Origin of the sequence: Sedimentimonas flavescens (genome assembly GCF_025154035.1) — a bacterium.
Lineage (GTDB): Bacteria > Pseudomonadota > Alphaproteobacteria > Rhodobacterales > Rhodobacteraceae > Rhodobacter > Rhodobacter flavescens.
The window spans coordinates 532,829-553,131 of the sequence record NZ_JAOALJ010000002.1 but is presented as its reverse complement, the minus strand read 5'-3'; the positions used below and the strand labels follow the sequence as shown (position 1 = coordinate 553,131).

17 protein-coding genes are annotated in these 20,303 nt (G+C 66.3%); 5 read left to right on the top strand and 12 right to left on the bottom strand.

From position 1 onward, the window contains the following. Nucleotides 1-231: 231 nt before the first annotated feature. The 5 genes from N3C64_RS06040 to N3C64_RS06020 form a co-directional block, all read right to left on the bottom strand. Entirely contained in the window at nt 232-852 is a 621-nt protein-coding gene (locus N3C64_RS06040; protein WP_218628886.1) for a queuosine precursor transporter, read from the bottom strand. 93 nt (nt 853-945) lie between these two features. Then, nucleotides 946-1,848, bottom strand: coding sequence for an esterase-like activity of phytase family protein (locus N3C64_RS06035; RefSeq protein ID WP_260012828.1), 903 nt, complete (start codon nt 1,846-1,848; stop codon nt 946-948). Further along, nucleotides 1,821-2,729: a penicillin-insensitive murein endopeptidase gene (gene mepA / locus N3C64_RS06030; protein ID WP_218628884.1), complete on the bottom strand. Its 909-nt coding sequence runs from the start codon at nt 2,727-2,729 to the stop codon at nt 1,821-1,823. The genes N3C64_RS06035 and mepA overlap by 28 nt, the downstream gene beginning before the upstream one ends. 8 nt (nt 2,730-2,737) lie before the next feature. Beyond that, a complete protein-coding gene (locus N3C64_RS06025) occupies nt 2,738-4,087 on the bottom strand; it encodes an MFS transporter (RefSeq protein WP_260012826.1) in 1,350 nt (449 codons plus the stop codon). Nucleotides 4,088-4,152: 65 nt separating this feature from the next. Beyond that, complete coding sequence (locus tag N3C64_RS06020) at nt 4,153-4,680, bottom strand: acyl-CoA thioesterase (protein WP_218628882.1); 528 nt, start codon at nt 4,678-4,680, stop codon at nt 4,153-4,155. 140 nt (nt 4,681-4,820) lie between these two features. Here N3C64_RS06020 and N3C64_RS06015 point away from each other — a divergent pair, with 140 nt between their 5' ends. Next, the gene (locus tag N3C64_RS06015; RefSeq protein WP_218628881.1) at nt 4,821-5,114 is read left to right on the top strand and encodes a YggT family protein; all 294 of its coding nucleotides are present in this window, start codon (nt 4,821-4,823) and stop codon (nt 5,112-5,114) included. Between the two features lie 3 nt (nt 5,115-5,117). Continuing rightward, nucleotides 5,118-7,193 carry a DNA helicase RecQ gene (gene recQ / locus N3C64_RS06010; RefSeq protein WP_260012823.1) on the top strand — a complete coding sequence of 692 codons (2,076 nt, stop codon included), beginning with the start codon at nt 5,118-5,120 and terminating at the stop codon, nt 7,191-7,193. Here the strand turns inward: recQ and N3C64_RS06005 are convergent. From N3C64_RS06005 to N3C64_RS05985, 5 genes are all read right to left on the bottom strand, one after another. Further along, nucleotides 7,190-9,382: a response regulator gene (locus N3C64_RS06005; RefSeq protein WP_260012820.1), complete on the bottom strand. Its 2,193-nt coding sequence runs from the start codon at nt 9,380-9,382 to the stop codon at nt 7,190-7,192. The genes recQ and N3C64_RS06005 overlap by 4 nt on opposite strands. Nucleotides 9,383-9,480: 98 nt before the next feature. Next, nucleotides 9,481-10,656 carry an acetyl-CoA C-acyltransferase family protein gene (locus N3C64_RS06000; RefSeq protein WP_218628878.1) on the bottom strand — a complete coding sequence of 392 codons (1,176 nt, stop codon included), beginning with the start codon at nt 10,654-10,656 and terminating at the stop codon, nt 9,481-9,483. Nucleotides 10,657-10,782: 126 nt separating this feature from the next. Beyond that, nucleotides 10,783-11,520: a metallophosphoesterase family protein gene (locus N3C64_RS05995; RefSeq protein WP_260012819.1), complete on the bottom strand. Its 738-nt coding sequence runs from the start codon at nt 11,518-11,520 to the stop codon at nt 10,783-10,785. Nucleotides 11,521-11,585: 65 nt separating this feature from the next. Further along, nucleotides 11,586-13,181 carry a phosphoglycerate dehydrogenase gene (gene serA, locus N3C64_RS05990; RefSeq protein WP_218628876.1) on the bottom strand — a complete coding sequence of 532 codons (1,596 nt, stop codon included), beginning with the start codon at nt 13,179-13,181 and terminating at the stop codon, nt 11,586-11,588. 74 nt (nt 13,182-13,255) lie between these two features. Then, the gene (locus N3C64_RS05985; protein WP_260012816.1) at nt 13,256-14,401 is read right to left on the bottom strand and encodes a phosphoserine transaminase; all 1,146 of its coding nucleotides are present in this window, start codon (nt 14,399-14,401) and stop codon (nt 13,256-13,258) included. Between the two features lie 254 nt (nt 14,402-14,655). On the opposite strand from N3C64_RS05985, the gene serB reads away from it, so the two are divergent. Beyond that, nucleotides 14,656-15,528, top strand: coding sequence for a phosphoserine phosphatase SerB (gene serB / locus N3C64_RS05980; RefSeq protein WP_260012814.1), 873 nt, complete (start codon nt 14,656-14,658; stop codon nt 15,526-15,528). Here the strand turns inward: serB and nagA are convergent. Next, nucleotides 15,504-16,652 carry an N-acetylglucosamine-6-phosphate deacetylase gene (nagA, locus tag N3C64_RS05975; protein ID WP_260012811.1) on the bottom strand — a complete coding sequence of 383 codons (1,149 nt, stop codon included), beginning with the start codon at nt 16,650-16,652 and terminating at the stop codon, nt 15,504-15,506. The two genes, serB and nagA, sit on opposite strands and share 25 nt — an antisense overlap. Next, on the bottom strand, nt 16,640-17,470 hold the full coding sequence (locus N3C64_RS05970) for a glucosamine kinase nucleotide-binding domain-containing protein (protein WP_218628872.1): 831 nt from the start codon (nt 17,468-17,470) through the stop codon (nt 16,640-16,642). Before N3C64_RS05970 ends, nagA begins: the two co-directional genes overlap by 13 nt. Nucleotides 17,471-17,597: 127 nt before the next feature. Between N3C64_RS05970 and N3C64_RS05965 the strand changes: the two genes are divergently transcribed. Together N3C64_RS05965 and N3C64_RS05960 are read left to right on the top strand one after the other, a co-directional pair. Next, nucleotides 17,598-19,694 (top strand): dihydrolipoyl dehydrogenase family protein, encoded by a 2,097-nt coding sequence (locus N3C64_RS05965; protein ID WP_260012809.1) that lies wholly within the window; start codon nt 17,598-17,600, stop codon nt 19,692-19,694. Beyond that, a complete protein-coding gene (locus tag N3C64_RS05960; RefSeq protein WP_260012807.1) occupies nt 19,691-20,302 on the top strand; it encodes a CDP-alcohol phosphatidyltransferase family protein in 612 nt (203 codons plus the stop codon). Before N3C64_RS05965 ends, N3C64_RS05960 begins: the two co-directional genes overlap by 4 nt. Nucleotide 20,303 lies beyond the last annotated feature (1 nt).

Genomic DNA, 20,303 nt, shown 5'->3' with positions numbered 1-20,303 from the left:
GGCCGCTTGGCAAAGCCAGCGGCCCCCGAGATCTACGGAGATGGTCCGGTTAGGGTCTGGTCGATCCTCCGTCCCAGCCAGGGTTATTTGCCCTTGGGTTTGCCCTTAGGCCACGGCCCCCCTGACTGTCCCGACACCTCTCTCCACTATCACTCTAGACACTGGACCACCTCCTTTCATGCGTTGCCGATAAGGATAGGGTGGCACAGATTTTGTGTATGGCAAGAAAAATTACGCAATCTTTGGCGATAGGCGCGTGACGATTGCCTTGAAAGGCACAAGGGCGACCAAAGAAAGCGCAACTTTCACAATCCAGTCCGCAGCGGCCAAAGAGACCCAGAGCGGGGCCATCGGGCCAATGCCGACCAGCGGCACCGCCTCGTTCGCCCAGGACACATCGTTGAGCGGCTCGATGAAGGCGAATTGCGCGGCGAAGGCGATCGAAAAGAAGATTGCCGTGTCGAGCGAGGAGCCCACGATGGTCGAGACCAGCGGGGCCTCCCACCAGACGCCGCGGCGCAGACGGTCGAAGATGGCGATGTCCATCATCTGGGCCACCAGGAAGGCCGTGCCCGAGCCGATGGCGATGCGCAGCGTGACATAGGGGCCGAACTCGCCCTGGATCTGGGTGCCGATGAGCGAGCAGATGACACCGACGACAAAGCCGGCGGCCACAACGCGGCGCGCGGCAGCGGGGCCATAGACACGGTTCATCACGTCGGTCACGAGGAAGGCGAAGGGATAGGTGAAGGCGCCCCAGGTCAGCCAGTCGCCGACGAGGAATTGCACCAGGATGTTCGAGGCCACGACAATGGCGGCCATGGCAAGAATGCCGGGGAGGAAGCGGTTCATGATTTCACCGTTTTTACATGGTAGCGGGGACATGGCCCGGAGGCTCCGGGCAGCGCGGCGCTTACGCGCTCTACCCGCTTGGGTCAAGCCATTTCAGGGCTTGAGCCGGTATTCGACCAGTTCGGTGCGCTGAAAGATCCGGAAATTGTCATCTGCGACCATCGTCAGCCGGATCGCGCCGCCGCGGTCACGCCAGACCGCGATGCCTTCGAGATTGTCATGCACCCCGGCACGGGTTTGCAGCAGAACGTCGCCGCCGGTGACGCTGTCGCCCGCGATGTCGAAGACGCGCACCCGGGTCAGGAAACCCAGCAGGCCCCAGAAGTCGCGCTCAAGCAGATAGAAGCGCCCGTCCGGCCCGAAATCCGCACCTACCGGCAGCCAGTCGCCATCGCGCGGGATCGCGAAGGGCTGATCCCACGTGCCATCGCGATAACGCCAGACCGGGAAGGGGCGATTGAGCATCCCCGATCGCTCGGGCAGGGTATAGAGCGTGCCGTCCGGCGCAATGGCCAGTGCCTCAAGCGAGGAATTCGACTGGAACCGCTTGAAGGCCTCGGGGCGGGGCAGGCGCTCGGCCGGACCGTCATCGCGCGGGTAGCGGGCCACGCGGTGCAGCCCCTCGAACGAGACGTAGACAGATCCGTCAGGCGCCAGCGCCAGCCCCTCGGAATCGCCAGACGACTGGCCGAGGCCGTCGCCCTTGCTGTCGCGCAGCTTGACCGGTCCGGAACGTACGTTGACGCCTACGATCCGGTCGGTCGCATCGCGCGCTATCCGCCCGCGCCACAGCGTCGCGCGATCTGAGAGCGCGACGAAATCGCGCCCGTCATCTTCCAGTTCCAGCCCCGAGAACCCGCCGAAGGCGGCGTTCGCTGTGCTCCAGGCATAGGTTTGCAGGAACTCTGCCCGCAGTGCGGGGTCCGCAGCGGTCGCGGGATGCCCCGCGAAAGCCAGGGCCAGCGCGATCAGCGCGAGGCGAGCACGTTTTTGCATTGTCCTGGCAGGTCCGACATCACGTAGGTTTTTGCGTTCTTGGGGGGCGGGCCGGTGCGCTTGGGTTTTTTCGGCGGGTTGCGCAACTCTTCCAGATAGGTCGTTACCCACCAGTTCAAGGTCTCGTCGCAGCCGTCACCGCCCTTCGACAGCTCGGCCACGGTGGGTTTTTGCCTCTCGCACGCGCTTTGGCCGGGGGGGCACTTCAGCCGCACGTGGAAATGCGAGTCGTGGCCATAGATCGGGCGGATCTTTTGCAGCCAGCTGCGATCGCCGCGCGGGGTGGAGTTGCACATCGCGATCTTCGCGGCGGCTGCGACAAAGACGCGATCGACCCGCGGGTCCGAGGCGGCGGCGCGCAGCAGCGCCATATGCTGGGCCGACCAGTTGCCATTGGTGCGGGTCTGGTCTGCGGTGCGGATCGAGACCGAACTGATCTTTTCGCGCTCGGAACGGCTGAGGTTCAGGCGCTGCGGCGGCAGCATCCAGATATCGGCATCAAGGCCGATCTGGTGACTGGCGTGGCCGCCAGTCATCGGGCCGCCGCGTGGCTGGCTGATATCGCCGATATAAAGCCCCTTCCAGCCCGGCAGGGTTGCGGCGAAGGCCGACAGATCGCTCAGGAAAGCGATCATCTCGGGTTGGCCGTAGTTGCGGTTGCGGCTCAGGCGCATGGCCTGCCAGGTGGGGCCGGTCTCGGGCAGGGCCACGAGGCCCGCAGCGCATCCGCGTGAATAGAAGCCGATCGCCGCCGCACGCTGCTGCGAGGGGGCATTCGCCGCGCCAAACAGCTGCCGGGCCAGCGGCTCGGCCGAGGCGGCGGTGCCCGCGATCAGCGCAAGGCAAAGGGCAAGCGGGCGGGTCAGGTGGGCAAGGGTCATATCTCGGGTCATCCTGCGCTTTGGGGCTGCGGGGCGCCGTTCGGCTTGACCCAACCTAGCAGCCCAAGCCCCAGAACGAAAAGCACGATGAGCGGAGTGATGCCGAGCGCCTGATTGCCGGTAAGATGCGTCACCACCCCGATCGAGAGCGGAGCGATGAAAGCGGTGGCCTTGCCGGTCAGCGCGTAAAGACCAAAGCTTTCGGTCATGCGGCCCGGCTCTGCCTGATGCACCATCATCGTGCGGCTCGCGGCTTGCAGCGCCCCGCCTCCCGCGCCGATCAGCCCGCCCATGACATAGAAGGCCACGTCGGGCAGGATGCTGTCAGGCCCGACGGCCACGCCGAATACGCTCTCGCGCGAGATATAGACGACGCCGACCACGACGGCGGTCAGGAGCACGACAGTGAACAGGATCACTGCCTTCGGGCCAAAGCGATCATCGGCCTTTCCGCCGAGCCAGGCAAAGATCGCTCCGGTGATCGCGGCCAGAATGCCGAAGATACCGATCTGGGTGATGGACCAGTCCAGCACCCCTGCCGCATAGAGCCCGCCGAAGGTGTAGATGCCGTTCAGCGCATCGCGGTAGAACATCGACGACAGCAGGAAGGCAAAGAGGCTGCGGTTGCGCGGCAGGCGGCGCAGGGTTTGGCGCAACTGCGGCCAGGCCTCGCGCGCGGCGCGGGCAACCGGAACTGCGCCGGGGTGGCGCGGCTCGCGCACCCACAGGAAGAAGGGGATCATGAAGACCGCATACCAGACCGCCGTCAGCGGCCCGACGATGCGCGTATCCTCACGTGTCGCGATATCAAGGCCGAACAGCGGCGGCAGACCGACCAGTGTGCGGCCAGTGTTCGGGTTCACCTGCAACAACACCAGCATGATGATCAGCGCGACCATCCCGCCCACATAGCCAAAGGCCCAGCCCGAGCCCGAGATCTTGCCGATCTCCTCGCGGGGCGCGAGGTCGGGCAGCATCGCGTTGGTGAAGGTGGTGGCGAACTCCATCCCGATCATGCCGATGGCGAAGGAGGTCATGATCAGGATCAGACTGAAATTGCCCGGCTCGGCATACCACAGGCCCCAGGCGCCCAGGACATACATCAGCGAAAAGAGCCAGATGAACGGCATCCGGCGGCCCGAGCGGTCGGCGATTGCCCCCAGAAGCGGCGAGGCGATCGCGATCAGCAGCCCTGCAAGGCCCACGCCATAGCCCCAGACCGTCTGCGCGTTCGAGCCGCTGCCCAGCAGTTCCTTCATGAAGGGCGCGAAAATGAAGGTCAGCAGCAGGGTGTTATAGGGTTGGCTGGCCCAGTCGAAAAAGAACCAACCCCAGATCCGCTTGCGTGTGGTGATCATGCCCTGCCCCCTGCGTTGCGGCGATCAAGCCCGAAAAGCGGTGGCGGCGCAAGGGTTAGGGGCGATCACATCTGCGGTGGCCAAGGGCGCTCGTGCTCGGCGCCGATCCAGCGGTGCACCCAGCCGGGCAACTCGGGGCTGTCGGCCTTGTGCCCCATCGCCGAAAGCACCTGCATGGGCGGCACGATCCCCTCGCGCGAGGTCACGGCGCCGCGGATCAGGACATGGTTGCAGCACTCAGCGCCGCGCCACATGCTCTGCTCCATATAGACAAAGCGGTTGTCCCAGCCGACGACGCGGGTGCGCATCTCGAAGCGTTGCATCATGGTGATGCGCTTGCGGTAGCGTGTGGTGTTGCCAGCGACCACGATCCCCCAGCGATTGCGCATCAGCGCCGCGCTCAGCCCGGTGCGCTGCGCCAGCTGGATGCGGCCCAGATCGAACAGCGTCAGGATGCGCCCGTTATTGAGGTCTTTCCACGGGTCGATATCCCAAGGCCAGGCGCGATGCTGGCTGATCACCGTGTCGAGAATGTCGAGTGTCTGGCCGCGCCCCGCGACAAGGGCCTTGGCCATACGAATAACTGGATACATGCGCGCCTCCGAATCCTGCCATCGGTGCCGCGTTGCAGCATGAAGGTCAACCGCTACGTCGCGGCATTTGGCCAATGCGCAAGGTTGCAACCCCCGCGCGCCTGCCTTACCTGTAATCCCGCATTGCCCGGAGGTTTCGCATGGTCACGCTGTTTCAGGCCCTCAACCTGATCCTGAATGTCGTCTGGTTCATCATGATCGCCCATATCATCATGAGCTGGCTGATCAACTTTCAGGTGCTCAACCTGCGCCAGCCGCTGGTCGCGCAGATCTGGTACGGGCTGAACAACCTGCTTGAGCCGATCTACGGGCGCATCCGCCGCTTCTTGCCCGCCACGCCGGGGCTGGACCTTGCGCCGCTGGTCGCCTTCATCGTGGTGATCATCCTGCAACGCGCGCTGATCAACAACGCGGGCTTCTTCTTCGGCTATTGATCCATGCTGGACCCGGTGACCGATCCTGCGCCCGATCCCGGCGCGCTGCTGGCCTCGGTCTTCGGGTTTCAGGCGTTCCGGCCGGGGCAGGAAGAGATTGTGCGCGCGGTTCTGGCCGGGCGCGACACGTTGGCCATCATGCCCACGGGCGGCGGCAAGTCGCTGTGCTTCCAGCTACCGGCGCTATGCCTGCCGGGGATGACGGTCGTCATCTCGCCGCTGATCGCGCTGATGCGCGATCAGGTGCGCGCGCTGCGCGAGGCGGGGGTCGAGGCGGGCGCGCTGACCTCGGGCAATACCGAGGAAGAGACCGAGGCGGTCTTTGCCGCGATTGATGCGGGCTGCCTCAAGCTGCTCTACATCGCGCCTGAACGGCTTGCCTCGGTCGCAACGCTGGGGCTGTTGCGGCGCGCGGGCACGCGGCTGATTGCGGTCGATGAGGCGCATTGCGTCAGCCAGTGGGGCCATGATTTCCGCCCCGACTATCTGCGTATCGGAGAGCTGAAACGCGCCCTCGGCGTGCCGCTGGCCGCCTTCACGGCCACCGCCGACGAGGAAACCCGCGCCGAGATCGTCTCACGCCTGTTTGACGGCCAGGCCCCGGCGACCTTCCTGCGCGGCTTCGACCGGCCCAATATCCATCTGGCGTTCGAGCCCAAGGACCAGCCGCGCCAGCAGATCCTGCGCTTTGCCGCCGCGCGCCGGGGTCAGTCCGGCATCGTCTATTGCGCCTCGCGCGCGCGGACCGAAAGCCTCGCCAAGGCGCTCAATGAGGCCGGGCACCCCGCCTGCCACTATCACGGCGGGATGGAGGCCGAGGATCGCCGCACCGTCGAGGCCCGCTTTCAGCGCGAGGATGGGCTGATCGTGGTGGCCACGGTCGCCTTCGGCATGGGGATCGACAAGCCCGACATTCGCTGGGTCGCCCATGCGGACCTGCCCAAATCCATTGAGGGCTATTATCAAGAGATCGGCCGCGCGGGTCGCGATGGCGCCCCGGCCGAGACGCTGACTCTTTATGGCCCCGACGATATCCGCTTTCGCCGCCAGCAGATCGACGAGGGCCTCGCGCCGTCTGAGCGCAAGGGTGCCGATCACGCGCGCCTCAATGCGCTGCTCGGTCTGGCCGAGGCCAATTCCTGCCGTCGCCAGAAGCTACTGGCCTATTTCGGCGAGGAGATGGCCGAGCCCTGCGGAAATTGCGATCTGTGCGAAACCCCGCCCGATCTCTTCGACGGCACTGAGGCCGTCCGCAAGGCGCTCTCGGCGGCGCTGCGCACGGGCGAAAGCTATGGCGCGGGCCACCTGATCGAGATCCTGATGGGCAACACGAACGAGCGCATCACCGCGCGCGGTCATGACAAGCTGCCCACCTTCGGCGTCGGCCGTGACCTCAGCCGTCCGCAGTGGCAGGCGGTATTCCGGCAGATGATGGGCCACGACCTCGTGCGCCCCGATGTCGAGCGTCACGGCGCGCTGGTGATGACCGATCGCGCCCGCCCGATCCTGCGCGGCGAAGAGGGGATCACCCTGCGCCGCGACCTGATCCGCAAGGCCAAGGGGCGGCCCGTGGTCAAGGCGCTGGTCTCAGACGAGGACGCGCCGCTTCTGTCCGCGCTCAAGGCCAAGCGGCGTGCGCTGTCCGAGGCTGCGGGCCTGCCCGCCTACATGATCTTTCCCGACCGCACCCTGATCGAGATGGCCGAGGCGCGCCCTGCCAGCATCGACCAGATGGCGCGGATCAACGGGGTGGGAGCCAAGAAGCTCGACAGTTACGGTGCGGCCTTTCTTGAGGTGATCGCCGGGGCGGGGCCGGGTGACATCCACCCCGCGCGGATGAAGCTTGCCGGGCGCGAGGAGGGGGCGCTCTTCGACCGTCTCGCGCAGGCGCAGCTTGATCTGGCCCATGGCGGTCACGGCAATGATCGCTACCTGAGCTGCACGCAATCGACCCTGCGCAAGATCGCCGAGGCCAAGCCGCGCTCGCGCAGCGATCTGGCGCGGATTGCGGGCATGGGAGAGGCCAAGGTCGAGCGTTTCGCCGAGGTGTTCCTGTCGCTGATCGAGGAATATCGCTAGGCTTGCACCGCCTCTTCCGGCAGGATCGGCAGGGTGCCCTCGGGCTGGCAGGCGTGGATCAGATCGGCAATCGCGCCCTTTTTCAAAGGCTTTGTCAGGTAATGATCGACCCCGGCGGCGAACAGCGGATCGCTGTCGCCCTCCATCGCATGGGCGGTCAGCGCGCAGATCGGCACATGGCCCCCGGTTTCGGTCTCGGCGGCGCGGATCGCACGGGTCGCATCGCAGCCATCCATCCCCGGCATCGAGATATCCATAAAGATCAGATCGGGCCGCAGTGCGCGCCACTGTGCCACCGCCTCATGCCCGTTATTGGCGAAATGCACCTCGATCGTCAGATCCTTCACCATTTTCGAGAAGACGAGCTGGTTGGTCAGGTTGTCCTCGGCCGCAAGGATACGCATCCGCCGCAGGGGCGGTTGGCCCGTCCGGTTCTGCGCGCCGCGCGTGGAGGAGAGTGCCTGCAATTCCCGGTAAAGCGCTGCGCGCAGCACCGGCTTGTCGAGGCGCGCGCAGAAGCAATCCCCGGTCACCGCGTCGCGGTGGGCCGTGACCAGAAGAATGGGCGCCGTGACGCCGCGCGCCCGCAGCGTTTGGCAGATCGAGCTTTCGCTGCCGGACGGCGCATCGTCGGTCAGGATCACGTCGAACCGCCCGCCGGCCTCGATCAGCCTCAGCGCCTCCTCGACATCCTGACTTGCGCTGACGGCAAGCCCGCAGGCCTCCAGCTGCCGCGCGACGACGGCGCGGTTGACCAGCATCGGGTCGATGACCAGCGCACTGCGCAGTGCGATCGGCGGGCCGGGCGGGTTGGCGGCGTTGGGTGGCTCGGCGCGGGGCAGGGAGAGGCGAAAGCCAAAGCAGGCCCCCGCGCCCAACTCGCTATCGACCCAGAGCGCGCCGCCCATCAGTTCGATCAGTTGGCGCGTGATGGCAAGGCCAAGCCCGGTCCCCTCGAACTTGCGGTTCGCGGCACTGTCGACCTGGTTGAACTCGCCGAAGATATGCTCGACATGCTCGGGTGCGATGCCGATGCCGGTGTCCTCGACGGTGATGTGCAGTTCATAGGCGGCGTCCTCGCCCTCGAAGCCGACGACGCGGGCAAGGACATGGCCCGAGGGGGTGAATTTTACCGCATTGCCGATCAGGTTCATCAGGATCTGCCGCATCCGCCCCGGATCGGCGATGAAGCGCGTGGGTAGGAAGAGGTCGTAATCGACCAGCAGGTTCACGCCCTTCTCGCGCGCCGAGGGTTGCAGCAGCACCATGATCTCGTGCAGGCAGCGCTCCAGATCGAAGGGCTCGGGGCGCAGCTTGATGCGCGAGGCCTCGATCTTGGAGTAATCCAGCACGTCGTTGATGATCGCCAGCAGCGCCTCGCCCGAAGAGCGGATGGTCTCTGCATAAAGCCGCTGCTCCTCGGTCAGTTCGGTCTCGGTCAGCAGTTCGGCCATGCCGACCACGCCGTTCATCGGCGTACGGATCTCGTGGCTCATATTGGCGAGGAAGGTCGATTTGGCGCGGTTCGCGGCTTCGGCGCGCAGGCGGGCCTCTTCCAGCTCGGCCTCGCGGCGGATCATGGCGGTGATGTCCTGCGACAGGCAGACCAGATCGCCGTCTTCGCCCCAGCGGTCGATCAGGCGGATATGGCGGCCCTGCGGCGTGGTCAGCACGAAAGGGTCGATGCGCGGGCTGCGGATACGGGCCAGCATCTGCCGGTGCCAATCCTGCGGGTCGCGCCCGTTCAGTTCGACCAGACCGTTCTCGGCGATCTGTCGCAGCACTGCGTCATAGGTTGTGCCGATGCTGACGGCCTCATTGCCACGAAAGAATGACAAATATGCCTTGTTGGCGGCCACCAGCCGCAGATCGTCATCGAACAGGGCAAAGCCGTCGCGGATGGTTTCCAGCGCGTCCCACAGACGCCGCTGCGCGCTTTGCGCAAGCGAGGTCGCCCGCGCGAGATCGAAGCGTACCTTGCTGTTTTCGCCCTTGAGAGTTGCGGCCTCGGTCAGGGCGCGTTCAAGCCCATGGCGCTGCTGCACGATCTGGTCGGAAAGCGCCCGGGCGTGATGCGACAGCTTTTCGTTCGCGGCGAACAGCTCACGCTTCTTTTGCTCCAGCAGCCGCTCGGCGGCCAGCCGGGCGCGCCGTTCCTGCGCCAGTTTTTCGATGATGCTGGCACTCATCCCCGCACATCCATTCCGCTCATCGGCGCAGATTGGCAGCGGGGAATGAATTAACCCTTAAGCGGCGCGGCGGGATGACCCGCCGCGCCAGATCACTCTCAGCAGAGTTCGATCGCGATGGCGATGCCCTGACCGCCGCCGATGCACATGGTGATCAGGCCGCGCTTGCCGCCGGTGCGCTCCAGGTGATGAAGCGCCTTGACCGTCAGGATCGCACCGGTCGCGCCGATCGGGTGGCCAAGCGCGATGGCGCCGCCGTTCGGGTTGACCTTGGCCGGATCGAGGCCCAGGCCCTTGGTGACGGCCAGCGCCTGCGCGGCGAAGGCTTCGTTCGACTCGATCACGTCGAAGTCCGACACGTTCAGGCCGATCTTTTCGCACAGCTGCTGCACGGCCGGGATCGGGCCAAGGCCCATCACCTCGGGGCGCACGCCCGAAACCGTGTAGCCCAGGATCTTGGCGCGCGGCTTAAGGCCCGCAGCGGCGGCGGCCTCTTCACGCGCCAGTACCACGGCGGCCGCACCGTCGTTGATGCCCGAGGCGTTACCGGCGGTGACCGAGCCGCCCTTCTTGAACACGGCCTTCAGCCCGCCGAGCTTGTCGAGCGAGGTCGCCTTGGGGTGCTCGTCGGTGTCGAAGACCACGGTGCCCTTGCGCGAGACGATCTCGACCGGGACGATCTCATCCTTGAAGACGCCAGCGGCGATGGCTGCGGCGGCGCGGTTCTGGCTTTCCAGCGCGAAGGCGTCTTGCTCTTCACGGGTGATCTCGCATTCCGAGGCGACGTTCTCGGCGGTCACGCCCATGTGGCCGGTGCCGAAGGGGCAGGTCAGCGCGCCAACCATCATGTCGATAACGCTGGTGTCGCCCATCTTCTGGCCGAAACGGGCGGAGGGGATGATGTAGGGGGCGCGGCTCATGCATTCCGCACCGCCAGCCAGCGCGAAATCGGCATCGCCCAGCATCAGCGACTGGGTGGCCGAGACGATGGCCTGAGCGCCCGAGCCGCACAGACGGTTGACGTTCATCGCCGGGGTGCCGACCGGAACGCCGGCCTGGACCGAGGCCACGCGCGAGACATACATGTCGCGCGGTTCGGTATTGATCACATGGCCCAGCACGACCTGGCCGATCTTGTCGGCGCTGATCCCGGCGCGCTCGATCGCGGCCTTGTTGACCAGCGTGGCCAGATCGATGGGCGAAAAGCCCGCAAGGCTTCCGCCGAAAGTACCGATAGCGGTGCGCGCGCCGGAAAGGATAACGATGCCAGTCATGTAGGGTCCCCCTCGTTGGTTCGAATCGGACGTTATCGTGCGAAATCCAATTGCGCCAGTTTCCGTTAGGGAAATAACGCCCAGAAACGAGGGTCAGGCGAATATTTGCCGCGAAAAACGCCCGGTTCAGCCCGCCGCGGGGGGAACCCGCCCGCTTTCGCTCAGCAGCCAGACCTCGTCGCCTTCAATCACGACGGCTGAGACCGGCCCGCCGTAGCCCGCGCTGGTGTCGAGGTTGATGCGGTTGCCATAGTGGGTAACCTCATCAATGGCTGTATGGCCATGCACGACAAGCACCCCGTGATCGCGCCGGTCGTCAAGGAATTCCCGCCGGATCCAGAGCAGATCGTCCTCGACCTGCGCGTCCAGATCCAACCCCGGACGGACCCCGGCATGGGCGAAGAACGCCCGTTCCGAGCGCAGCCGGATCGGCAGCGCGGCCAGCCATTCGCGATGGCGAGCGGGCACCGCAGCGACTGCGTCGCGGTGCACCTGATCAAGCGGGCGGTCCTCGGCATTGGCGACGCCGTAGGATTCAAGCGTGGTGCAGCCTCCGACCCGTGGGTGCAGCCATTCGATGCCGAAGCGCAGCATCGGGTCGTGGTAATAGGGGTCGTCCAGAAAGCCCAGGAACATCCGGTCGTGATTGCCGCGCAGCACCTCCCACGGGCGCCCGTCGGCCTGTCCCTGCATCAGATAGTCGATCACCCCGGCCGAGCGTGGACCACGGTCCACCAGATCGCCGACATGCACGACGCGGGCGTCGGTGTCGCCGGTGTCGCGGCGGTCGCTTTCGATCAGCGCGTGCGCCGCCTTGAGGCGGTCAAGCTGGCCGTGGATGTCACCGATGGCGTAGATGCGCATTCTCGTTCCAATGAATAGGGCCCCCCGCCGTGGCGAGGGGCCCTTGGGCATGGTGCGAACTTAGCTCAGTCGACGTTGAATTCCAGCGGTTTCACCTGCTGGAAGAGACCGGTCGCCTCGAGCTCGGCCACGATCGAGGCGTCGAGCGCGTTGTCGAGATAGGCGATGGCGATCGCTTCGCCACCCGCGGCCGAGCGGCCCAGGGTGAAGTTCGCGAGGTTCACGTCGTGGTTGCCAAGCAGCGTGCCGAGCTTGCCGATGATGCCGGGCACGTCCTTGTTGGTGGTGTAGAGCATGTGGTTGCCGACTTCGGCGTCCACGTTGATGCCCTTGATCTGGATGAAGCGCGGCTTGCCATCCGAGAACACGGTGCCCGCGATCGAACGCTCACGCGCGTCGGTGACCACGGTAACCTTGACGTAGCCGTCGAACACGCCCGACTTGTCCTGCGTGGTGGTCGAGATCTGGATGCCGCGCTCTTTCGCGATCACCGGGGCCGAGACCATGTTCACATCGGGGTTGGCGCGCTGCATGATGCCGGCGACAACGGCGCAGTCGAGCGCCTTGAGGTTCATCTTCGACACGAGGCCATCATAGGTGATGTTGATCGCCTTGATCGGCTCATCGGTCATCTGGCCGACGAAACCGCCCAGGTATTCCGACAGCTTCACCCACGGACCCATGACCTTGGCCTCTTCGGCGGTCATCGAAGGCATGTTGAGCGCGTTCTCGACAGCGCCGTCGAGCAGGTAGTTCGACATCTGCTCGGCGACCTGAAGGGCCACGTTCTCTTGCGCTTCGGTGGTCGCGGCGCCCAGGTGCGGGGTGCAGACCACGTTCGGCAGACCGAACAGCGGGTTTTCGGTGGCGGGCTCGACCGAGAACACGTCGAAGGCAGCGCCCGCGACATGGCCCGATTTCAGCAGGTCGGCCAGCGCCTCTTCATCAACCAGACCGCCACGGGCGCAGTTGATGATGCGCACGCCGGGCTTGGTTTTCTCGAGGTTCTCACGCGACAGGATGTTGCGGGTCGAGTCGGTCAGCGGCACGTGCAGGGTGATGAAATCGGCGCGCTTGAGCAGCTCTTCCAGTTCCACCTTCTCTACGCCCATCTTCTCGGCCTTTTCTTCCGACAGGAAGGGGTCGAACGCGATGACCTTCATTTTCAGGCCCTTGGCGCGGTCGCACACGATGCCGCCGATGTTGCCCGCACCGATGACGCCAAGCGTCTTGGCGGTCAGCTCGACGCCCATGAACTTCGACTTTTCCCACTTGCCCGCATGGGTCGAGGCCGAGGCCTCGGGGATCTGGCGGGCCACGGCGAACATCATCGCAATGGCGTGCTCGGCGGTGGTGATCATGTTGCCGAAGGGGGTGTTCATGACGATGACACCCTTCTTGGACGCGGCTTCCTTGTCGACGTTGTCGACACCGATACCGGCGCGGCCGATCACCTTGAGGTTGGTGGCCTTTTCGAGCAGCGCTGCGGTGGCCTTGGTGGCCGAGCGGATCGCGAGACCGTCATAGTTGCCGATGATCTCGGCCAGCTTTTCCTTGTCCTTGCCGAGCTTCGGCTGGAAATCCACCTCGATCCCGCGGTCGCGGAAGATCTGCACGGCGGCGTCGGAGAGTTCGTCGGAGATGAGAACCTTGGGGGCCATTTCTGGGGCTCCTGAATCTTGATGTAATCTGGGGAAGGACGGGCGCCGCCGGGGCGCCCATCGGACTTCGCAAATCAGGCTTGCGCCGCGATTTCCGCCTCGAAGGCGTATTCGAGCCAGGGCATCAGCGCCGCGACATCCGCCGCCTCGATGGTCGAGCCGCACCAGATGCGCAGGCCCGCCGGGGCGTCGCGGTAAGCGCCGATATCAAGGGCGACGCCCTCTTTCTCGAGACGCTTGGCCACGGCCTTGGCGAAGGCGGCGCCGTCCTTGATGCGCTCGTCGGTGAACTTCAGGCAGACCGAGGTGGTCGAGGCCGTCGCCGGGTCATTGGCGAGGTTCGCGATCCACGGACGGGCGGCGCAGAAATCCCACACCACTTTCGCATTGGCTTCGGCGCGTGCAACGAGCCCTTTCAGGCCGCCCACGGTTTGCGCCCATTTCATCGCCACCAGATAGTCTTCGACGCAGAGCATCGAGGGGGTGTTGATGGTCTCGCCGACGAAGATACCTTCGATCAGCTTGCCAGCCTTGGTCATGCGGAAGATCTTGGGCAGCGGCCACGCGGGCTTGTAGCTTTCCAGACGCTCGACAGCGCGGGGCGACAGGATCAGCACGCCGTGGCCACCCTCGCCACCCAGAACCTTCTGCCAGGAGAAGGTGGTGACGTCGAGCTTGTCCCAGGGCAGTTCCATGGCAAACGCGGCGGAGGTCGCGTCGCAGATGGTCAGGCCTTCGCGGTCGGCCGGGATCGCATCGCCATTGGCCACGCGCACGCCCGAGGTGGTGCCGTTCCAGGTGAAAACGACGTCGGTGTTGAAATCGACGGTCGCGAAGTCAACGATGTCGCCGTAACCGGCTTCCTTGACGGTCGCGTCGAGCTTGAGCTGCTTGACCACGTCGGTCACCCAGCCCGAACCAAACGATTCCCAGGCGCACATGGTGACAGGGCGGGCGCCCAGCAGCGACCACAGCGCCATTTCGACGGCGCCGGTGTCCGAGGCGGGAACGATGCCGATGCGGTAATCCGCGGGCACGCCCAGAATTTCGCGGGTGAGGTCGATCGCCTCTTTCAGCTTGGCCTTGCCGACAGCGGCACGGTGCGAACGGCCCAGGGGCGCGTCGGCAAGCATATCGAGGGAGAAACCGGGGATCTTCGAGCAGGGGCCCGAGGAGAAGCGCGGATTGGCCGGCCGCGCGGCCGGAGCTTGGTTAGCCATCAATGGTATCCTTCCAGATAAACGCCTCTCGTTGGGGAGAGGTGTCCCGCCGCCGCAAATACGGGGGCGCGTGATTCCGCACAAGAGGAAAATTGGTCCAATACGCCGCATCTGCACACGAAAGCGACATCGGCGTTCACTATCGGAAACTTCGCCCCACGGGCCGCGCCACCTTTGCACCGCGCTGTGTTTTGCGATAAGGCGCGGCGGACTGCGCGTCAGCGCCCGACCGGATAACCTAGCGGACCTTGCCCATGTATATCGTCACCCTGCTTGCCGACCCGAAATCCGCCAATCTTGAGCGCATCGCGGTAGAATCGCTGCGCGATGCCTGGGCGGGGGGCGATGTGCGTTGGCTCAACCCCGGTGTGGCCGCCGAGTTTCCGATTGAGGCGATCCCGGCCAACCGCTGGTCGGTCTGGGAAGGGATGCAGGCGCTCGGCCTCGATCTGGTGGTGCAGCCCGAGGCGGGGCGGCGCAAGCAGATGCTTCTGGCCGATATGGACAGCACGATGATCCAGCAGGAATGCATCGACGAACTGGCCGATGTGGCGGGCGTGGGCGAGCGGGTGAAAGAAATCACCGCCCGTGCAATGAATGGCGAGCTGGATTTCGAAGGCGCGCTGACCGAGCGCGTGGGGCTGCTGCGCGGCCTGCCCGAGGGCGTCATTACGCAAGTGATCGAAGAGCGCATCACCTTCATGCCGGGTGGCCATGATCTTTTGCGCACCATGAAGGCCAATGGCGCCTATTGCGCGCTCGTATCGGGCGGGTTTACCGCCTTCACCGGTTTCGTCGCCGAGACGCTCGGGTTTGACGAGAACCGCGCCAATATCCTGATGATCGAGGATGGCAAACTGACCGGCGTGCCGTCGCGCCCGATCCTGGGCCGCGAGGCCAAGGTGCAGGCGCTGATCGAGATCACCGAACTGCTTGGGCTGTCCCATGATGCTGTCATGGCGGTGGGCGACGGGGCGAATGACCTGGGGATGCTGAACCTTGCGGGCGCGGGCGTTGCGCTGCACGCCAAGCCCTCGGTCGCGGCGCAATGCGATATCCGCATCAACCACGGCGACCTGTCGGCACTGCTCTACATTCAGGGCTACGCGGTCGAAGAGTTCGCCTGAAGCGCCTTGCCCGCGCGCCAGACGCGGGTCAGGTTCCAGTCGTCATCAAAGAGCACCAGATCGGCGGGCAGCCCCGGCGCGATGCGCCCGGCGCGCGCGCCGATGACCGAGGCGGGAATGGCGCTGGCCATCGCGATGGCTTGTCCGGCAGGCACCCCGGCCTGAGTGATCAGCGTGCGGATCGCCTGCGGCAGGCTGAGATCGGCCCCGGCGAGCGTTCCGTTCTCCAGCCGCAGCGCGCCTTCGCGGCGCAGGATGCGCTGGCCCGCAAGGTCGAATTCGGCCAGATCGGTGCCGGCGGCGGCCATCGCGTCCGACACAAGGAACATGCGCCCGTGGCGTTTGGCTGCCAGCGCCATGCGCAGGGTAGCCGGATGGACATGGATGCCATCGGCGATCAGCCCCACATCCACCGGCAGATCGAGCGCCGCGCCCACAAGGCCCGGCTCGCGCGAGCCAAGCTGCGACATGGCGTTGAACAGATGCGTGACGACGCTTGCACCGGCATCGATCGCGGCGCGGGCCTCGTCATAGGTGCAGTCGCTGTGGCCGAGGCTGACGATGATGCCATTGCCGACCAGCCGTGCGATCTGTTCCGGCGTGACGGCGGCGGGGGCCAGCGTGATCATCAGCGCGGGCAGGCCGGTTACGGCTTCCAGCAGGACCTCGATATCCTCTTCCGTCATCGGGCGGATATGCTGGCGCGGATGGCAGCCGGGGCGGCGCGGATCGAGGTGCGGGCCTTCGAGGTGCAGGCCCAGAAAGCCCGGCACACGCGGCACGGCGGCGATGGCAGCGGCGAGCACGGTCTGCGTTGCGGCGGCGCTGTCGGTGATCAACGTGGGCAGGATGCCGGTTGCGCCAAGCCGCGCATGGGCCTCGCAGATCGTCGCAATGCTTTGCACGCTGGCCGCACCGTCCAGCATCACCCCACCACCACCGTTCAGTTGAAGGTCGATCAGGCCCGGGGCCAAGGTGCCGCTGATCTGCTCGCGCGGGCCGTCAGGGGCCATGTCTTCCGACACCAGAGTGGCGATTTTCCCCTGACGCAGCACCAGCGCATGATTTTCGTGCCAGCTCTCGCCGTCGAAAATCTTTGCGCCAGTCAGGATCAGGTCTGCCATGTGCTCTCCTCGCGGGCCATCAGTAGCGCGCCGTCGAGGGAAGTGCCAAGGGGCGATTGCATGGGCCAGTCCGTCAGCGCAAGTTTCGGGCCAAGGCCGCCAATCCAGACGACGGGCAGCGGCGCCTCGCGCGGTTGCAGGATCTGGATGGCCGAGCGGATCTCGGCCCGCGCCGCATCCAGCACATGGGCGGCGGCCGGATCGGTCGCCTCGGCCGCCAGCACGCGCGGGGCAAGGGCGGCATATTCCGCAGCCGTCGCGCGCAGGCTGAAGGTCACGATGCCAGGGGCGCCGCCCAACTCACCCGCGATCTGCGCGAGAAGGGGGGTGGGCGGGATGTAGCCATCAAGCATCCGCGTGGCGCGCATCAAAAGCGCGCGCCCGATCCAGGCGCCCGAGGCCTCGTCGCCCAAGCGCAGGCCCCAGCCGCCGATTGCGCGGATCTGCCCGTCGCTCTGGCGCGCGAAGACCGATCCCGTGCCGATGGCCGCGACGATCCCGTCCGCCGTGCCAAGCGCGCCGCGCACCGAGGTCGCGACGTCCTGAACCACGCGTGCGCGAAACGGCAGCGCGGCTTCCATGCGGGCGCCCATGCCCGAGAAATTCGACCCGGCAAGCCCCAGCACGGCGCGCACCTGGCCCGGATCGCGCCCGGCCAGTGCCTGCTCGGCCGCGCTCAGGATATTGCCGAGCGCGCCCTCGAAATCCGAGGCCATGTTTGCGGAGCCCGCGCGGCCCTCGCCCAGGATATGGCCGTCAATGTCACTTAATGCGGCGCGGCAGCCGGTGCCTCCGCCATCCATGCCCAGAAAATACATCGTCTGCCTCTCGACGTGTAACGCCTGTGTCCGCGTAGACGAATTGGCCAGACGGGAGGGGAATGCAAGATGGACTTTGAGGCTAGTCGCCCGATATGTCTGGGGCAATCCACCGAAGGGAAACCGCTTGCGCAAACCGATCCTGTTCATCGCCTTGATCGCCCTTGGCCTCGCGGGGGTGATCTGGGCGGCCGATCCCGATCCGGGCGCGCTGCGCGACCTGCTGGCGCGGCTTGAGGCATGGCGTGCCGAGCATCCCGGCGTGCTGCCGGCAGCGTTCTTCGGGGTCTATGTCGCGGTGGTCGCGGCCTCGTTGCCCTTCGCGGTCTGGATGACTTTGCTTGCCGGGGCACTGTTTGGCTTCTGGGGGGCGCTGGCGCTCGTGTCCTTCGCTTCAAGCGTCGGCGCCAGCTTGGCCTTTCTGGTGGCACGCTATCTAGCGCGCGACTGGGTGCGTGCTCGCCTCGGCCCGCGTGCGGCCCGGATCGACAAGGGGCTGGCGCGCGACGGGGCGTTTTACCTGTTTTCCCTGCGACTTATCCCGCTTGTGCCGTTCTTCGCGGTGAACCTCGCCTTTGGCCTGACGCCGATGCGCGCGGCCACGTTTTACGGCGTCAGCCAGTTGGGGATGCTGCCCGGCACGGCGGCCTTCGTCTTCGCAGGCACCCAGCTTGGCCGGATCGAGAGCCTCTCGGACGTGCTCAGCCCCGGCCTGATCGGCGCCTTCGTGCTGCTTGGCGTTCTGCCCTGGATCACGCGACTGGTGCTGCGGCTGATCGAGGCACGCAGGCGGGCCGCGCGCTGGCCCCGGCCCGCCAGGTTCGATTGCAATCTGATCGTGATCGGTGGCGGTGCCGCAGGGCTGGTCGCGGCCTATGTCGCGGCGGCGGCCAAGGCGCGCGTCACGCTGATCGCTGAGGGGCCGATGGGGGGCGATTGCCTGAACTACGGCTGCGTGCCCTCGAAGGCGCTGATCGCTGCCGCCCGTGCGGCGGTGGCGGCGCGCGGCAACCCGGGGCTGGGCGTAGCCGGGCAGGCGCAGGTCGATTTTTCCACCGTCATGGCACATGTGCGCCGGGCCATCACCGCCATTGAGCCGAACGATTCCGAGGAACGCTATCGCGGCTTGGGCGTCGAGGTGCTGCGGGGCCGCGCGCGCCTTGTCGATCCCTGGACGGTCGAGGTGGACGGCCAGCGGTTGAGCGCCCGCGCCATCGTTCTGGCCACCGGCGCCGCGCCGGTTATCCCACCGATTCCCGGTATCGAAGCCGCCGCGCCGCTGACCTCGGAAACCCTGTGGGAGCATCTGGCGCAGCTTGACGCCCCGCCGCGCGATCTCTTGATCCTAGGCGGTGGGGCGATGGGATGCGAGTTGGCGCAGGCGCTGGCGCGGCTTGGCGCGGGGGTGACGCTGATCGAGGCAGGCGCGATCCTTGCGCACGAGGAGCCCGAGGCCGCGGCCCTTGTGCGCGCGGGACTTGAGGCGGACGGCGTGCGGCTGATCGAGGCGCGCGTCGTGCGTTTTGCGCCGGGCGTGGCGGTGCTGGAGGATGGCGCCGAGGTTCCCTTCGGCACGCTTTTGCTTGCGACGGGGCGGCGCGCCCGGATCGAGGGGATGGGGCTTGAGGATCTGGGCATCGCTGCTGGCCCGGTGATCGAGACTGACGACTATCTGCAAACGCTTGTCCCCGGCATCTACGCGGCGGGCGATGCGGCGGGGCCGCTGCAACTCACGAATGCCGCCGGCCATCAGGGCTGGATCGCGGCGGCGAATGCGCTGGCGGCGCCATTCTGGCGGTTCCGGGCCGAGGCACCGATTCCCCATGCGGTTTTCACCGCGCCTGAGGTCGCCCGCGTCGGTCTGAGCGTGGCCGAGGCGCAGGCGCAGGGGCTGGCCCATGACATCACCCGCTATCCGCTGGCCGATCTCGACCGGGCCGTGACCGAAGGCGAAGGCTCTGGTTTCGTTCAGGTGCTGACGGCGAAGGGGAGCGACCGGATTCTGGGCGCTACCGTGGTCGGCCCCCATGCCCCCGAGATCCTGTCCGAATTCACCCTGGCGATGCGTCACGGGCTGGGCTTGGGCAAGATCCTCTCGACGCCGCATATCTACCCGTCGTGGTCCGAGGCCGCCAAGAACGCCGCCGGTCGCTGGCGGCAGGCGCGCGTCAACCCGCGCCTCCTAGCGCTGGCCGCACGGTTTCATGCATGGAGGCGCGGATGATCGACGCGCTGATCGCCCCGGCGCTGCGCCGGATGATGGAGCCCCCCGCCCGCGCCCTTGTGGCGGCGGGGGTGCGCGCAGATCAGGTAACGCTGGCGGGTTTTGGTTTTGGGCTTGCGGCAGTGCCGGCGCTGGCGATGCAGGCCTTCGGCGCCGCGCTGGCGCTGATCTTGCTCAACCGGCTGGCCGACGGGCTCGATGGCGCGATCGCGCGGCTGAGGGGGGCAACCGACCGGGGAGCGTTCCTCGATATCGCGCTCGATTTCGTTTTCTACGCTTTGGTGCCCTTGGGCTTTGCGCTGGCCGATCGGCAGGCGAATGCGCTGCCCGCCGCCGTGCTGATCGCCGCTTTCGTCGGCACGGGGTCAAGCTTTCTGGCTTTCTCGACCATCGCCGCCAAGCGCGGGATGCGGGCCGAAGCCTTCCCGGCCAAGGGCATCTACTATCTGGGCGGTCTGACCGAGGGGGCGGAAACCATTGCCTTCTTCGTACTGATCTGCCTCTGGCCTACGGCGTTTCCCGCGTTGGCCTATCTCTTCGCCGCGGCCTGCGGCGTGACCACTCTGACCCGCTGGGCCATGGGCTGGCGGGCCTTCGACAAAGGATGAT

Bases quoted from the DNA above. Each gene is read 5' to 3' on its own strand.
- recQ (WP_260012823.1), top strand. From the start codon at position 5,118: ATGCTGGACCCGGTGACCGATCCTGCGCCCGATCCCGGCGCGCTGCTG.
- mepA (WP_218628884.1), bottom strand. From the start codon at position 2,729: ATGACCCTTGCCCACCTGACCCGCCCGCTTGCCCTTTGCCTTGCGCTG.
- N3C64_RS05985 (WP_260012816.1), bottom strand. From the start codon at position 14,401: ATGGCTAACCAAGCTCCGGCCGCGCGGCCGGCCAATCCGCGCTTCTCC.
- serA (WP_218628876.1), bottom strand. From the start codon at position 13,181: ATGGCCCCCAAGGTTCTCATCTCCGACGAACTCTCCGACGCCGCCGTG.
- N3C64_RS06025 (WP_260012826.1), bottom strand. From the start codon at position 4,087: ATGATCACCACACGCAAGCGGATCTGGGGTTGGTTCTTTTTCGACTGG.
- serB (WP_260012814.1), top strand. From the start codon at position 14,656: ATGTATATCGTCACCCTGCTTGCCGACCCGAAATCCGCCAATCTTGAG.
- N3C64_RS06040 (WP_218628886.1), bottom strand. From the start codon at position 852: ATGAACCGCTTCCTCCCCGGCATTCTTGCCATGGCCGCCATTGTCGTG.
- N3C64_RS05995 (WP_260012819.1), bottom strand. From the start codon at position 11,520: ATGCGCATCTACGCCATCGGTGACATCCACGGCCAGCTTGACCGCCTC.
- N3C64_RS06015 (WP_218628881.1), top strand. From the start codon at position 4,821: ATGGTCACGCTGTTTCAGGCCCTCAACCTGATCCTGAATGTCGTCTGG.
- N3C64_RS06035 (WP_260012828.1), bottom strand. From the start codon at position 1,848: ATGCAAAAACGTGCTCGCCTCGCGCTGATCGCGCTGGCCCTGGCTTTC.
- N3C64_RS06005 (WP_260012820.1), bottom strand. From the start codon at position 9,382: ATGAGTGCCAGCATCATCGAAAAACTGGCGCAGGAACGGCGCGCCCGG.
- N3C64_RS05960 (WP_260012807.1), top strand. From the start codon at position 19,691: ATGATCGACGCGCTGATCGCCCCGGCGCTGCGCCGGATGATGGAGCCC.
- N3C64_RS05970 (WP_218628872.1), bottom strand. From the start codon at position 17,470: ATGTATTTTCTGGGCATGGATGGCGGAGGCACCGGCTGCCGCGCCGCA.
- N3C64_RS06020 (WP_218628882.1), bottom strand. From the start codon at position 4,680: ATGTATCCAGTTATTCGTATGGCCAAGGCCCTTGTCGCGGGGCGCGGC.
- nagA (WP_260012811.1), bottom strand. From the start codon at position 16,652: ATGGCAGACCTGATCCTGACTGGCGCAAAGATTTTCGACGGCGAGAGC.
- N3C64_RS06000 (WP_218628878.1), bottom strand. From the start codon at position 10,656: ATGACTGGCATCGTTATCCTTTCCGGCGCGCGCACCGCTATCGGTACT.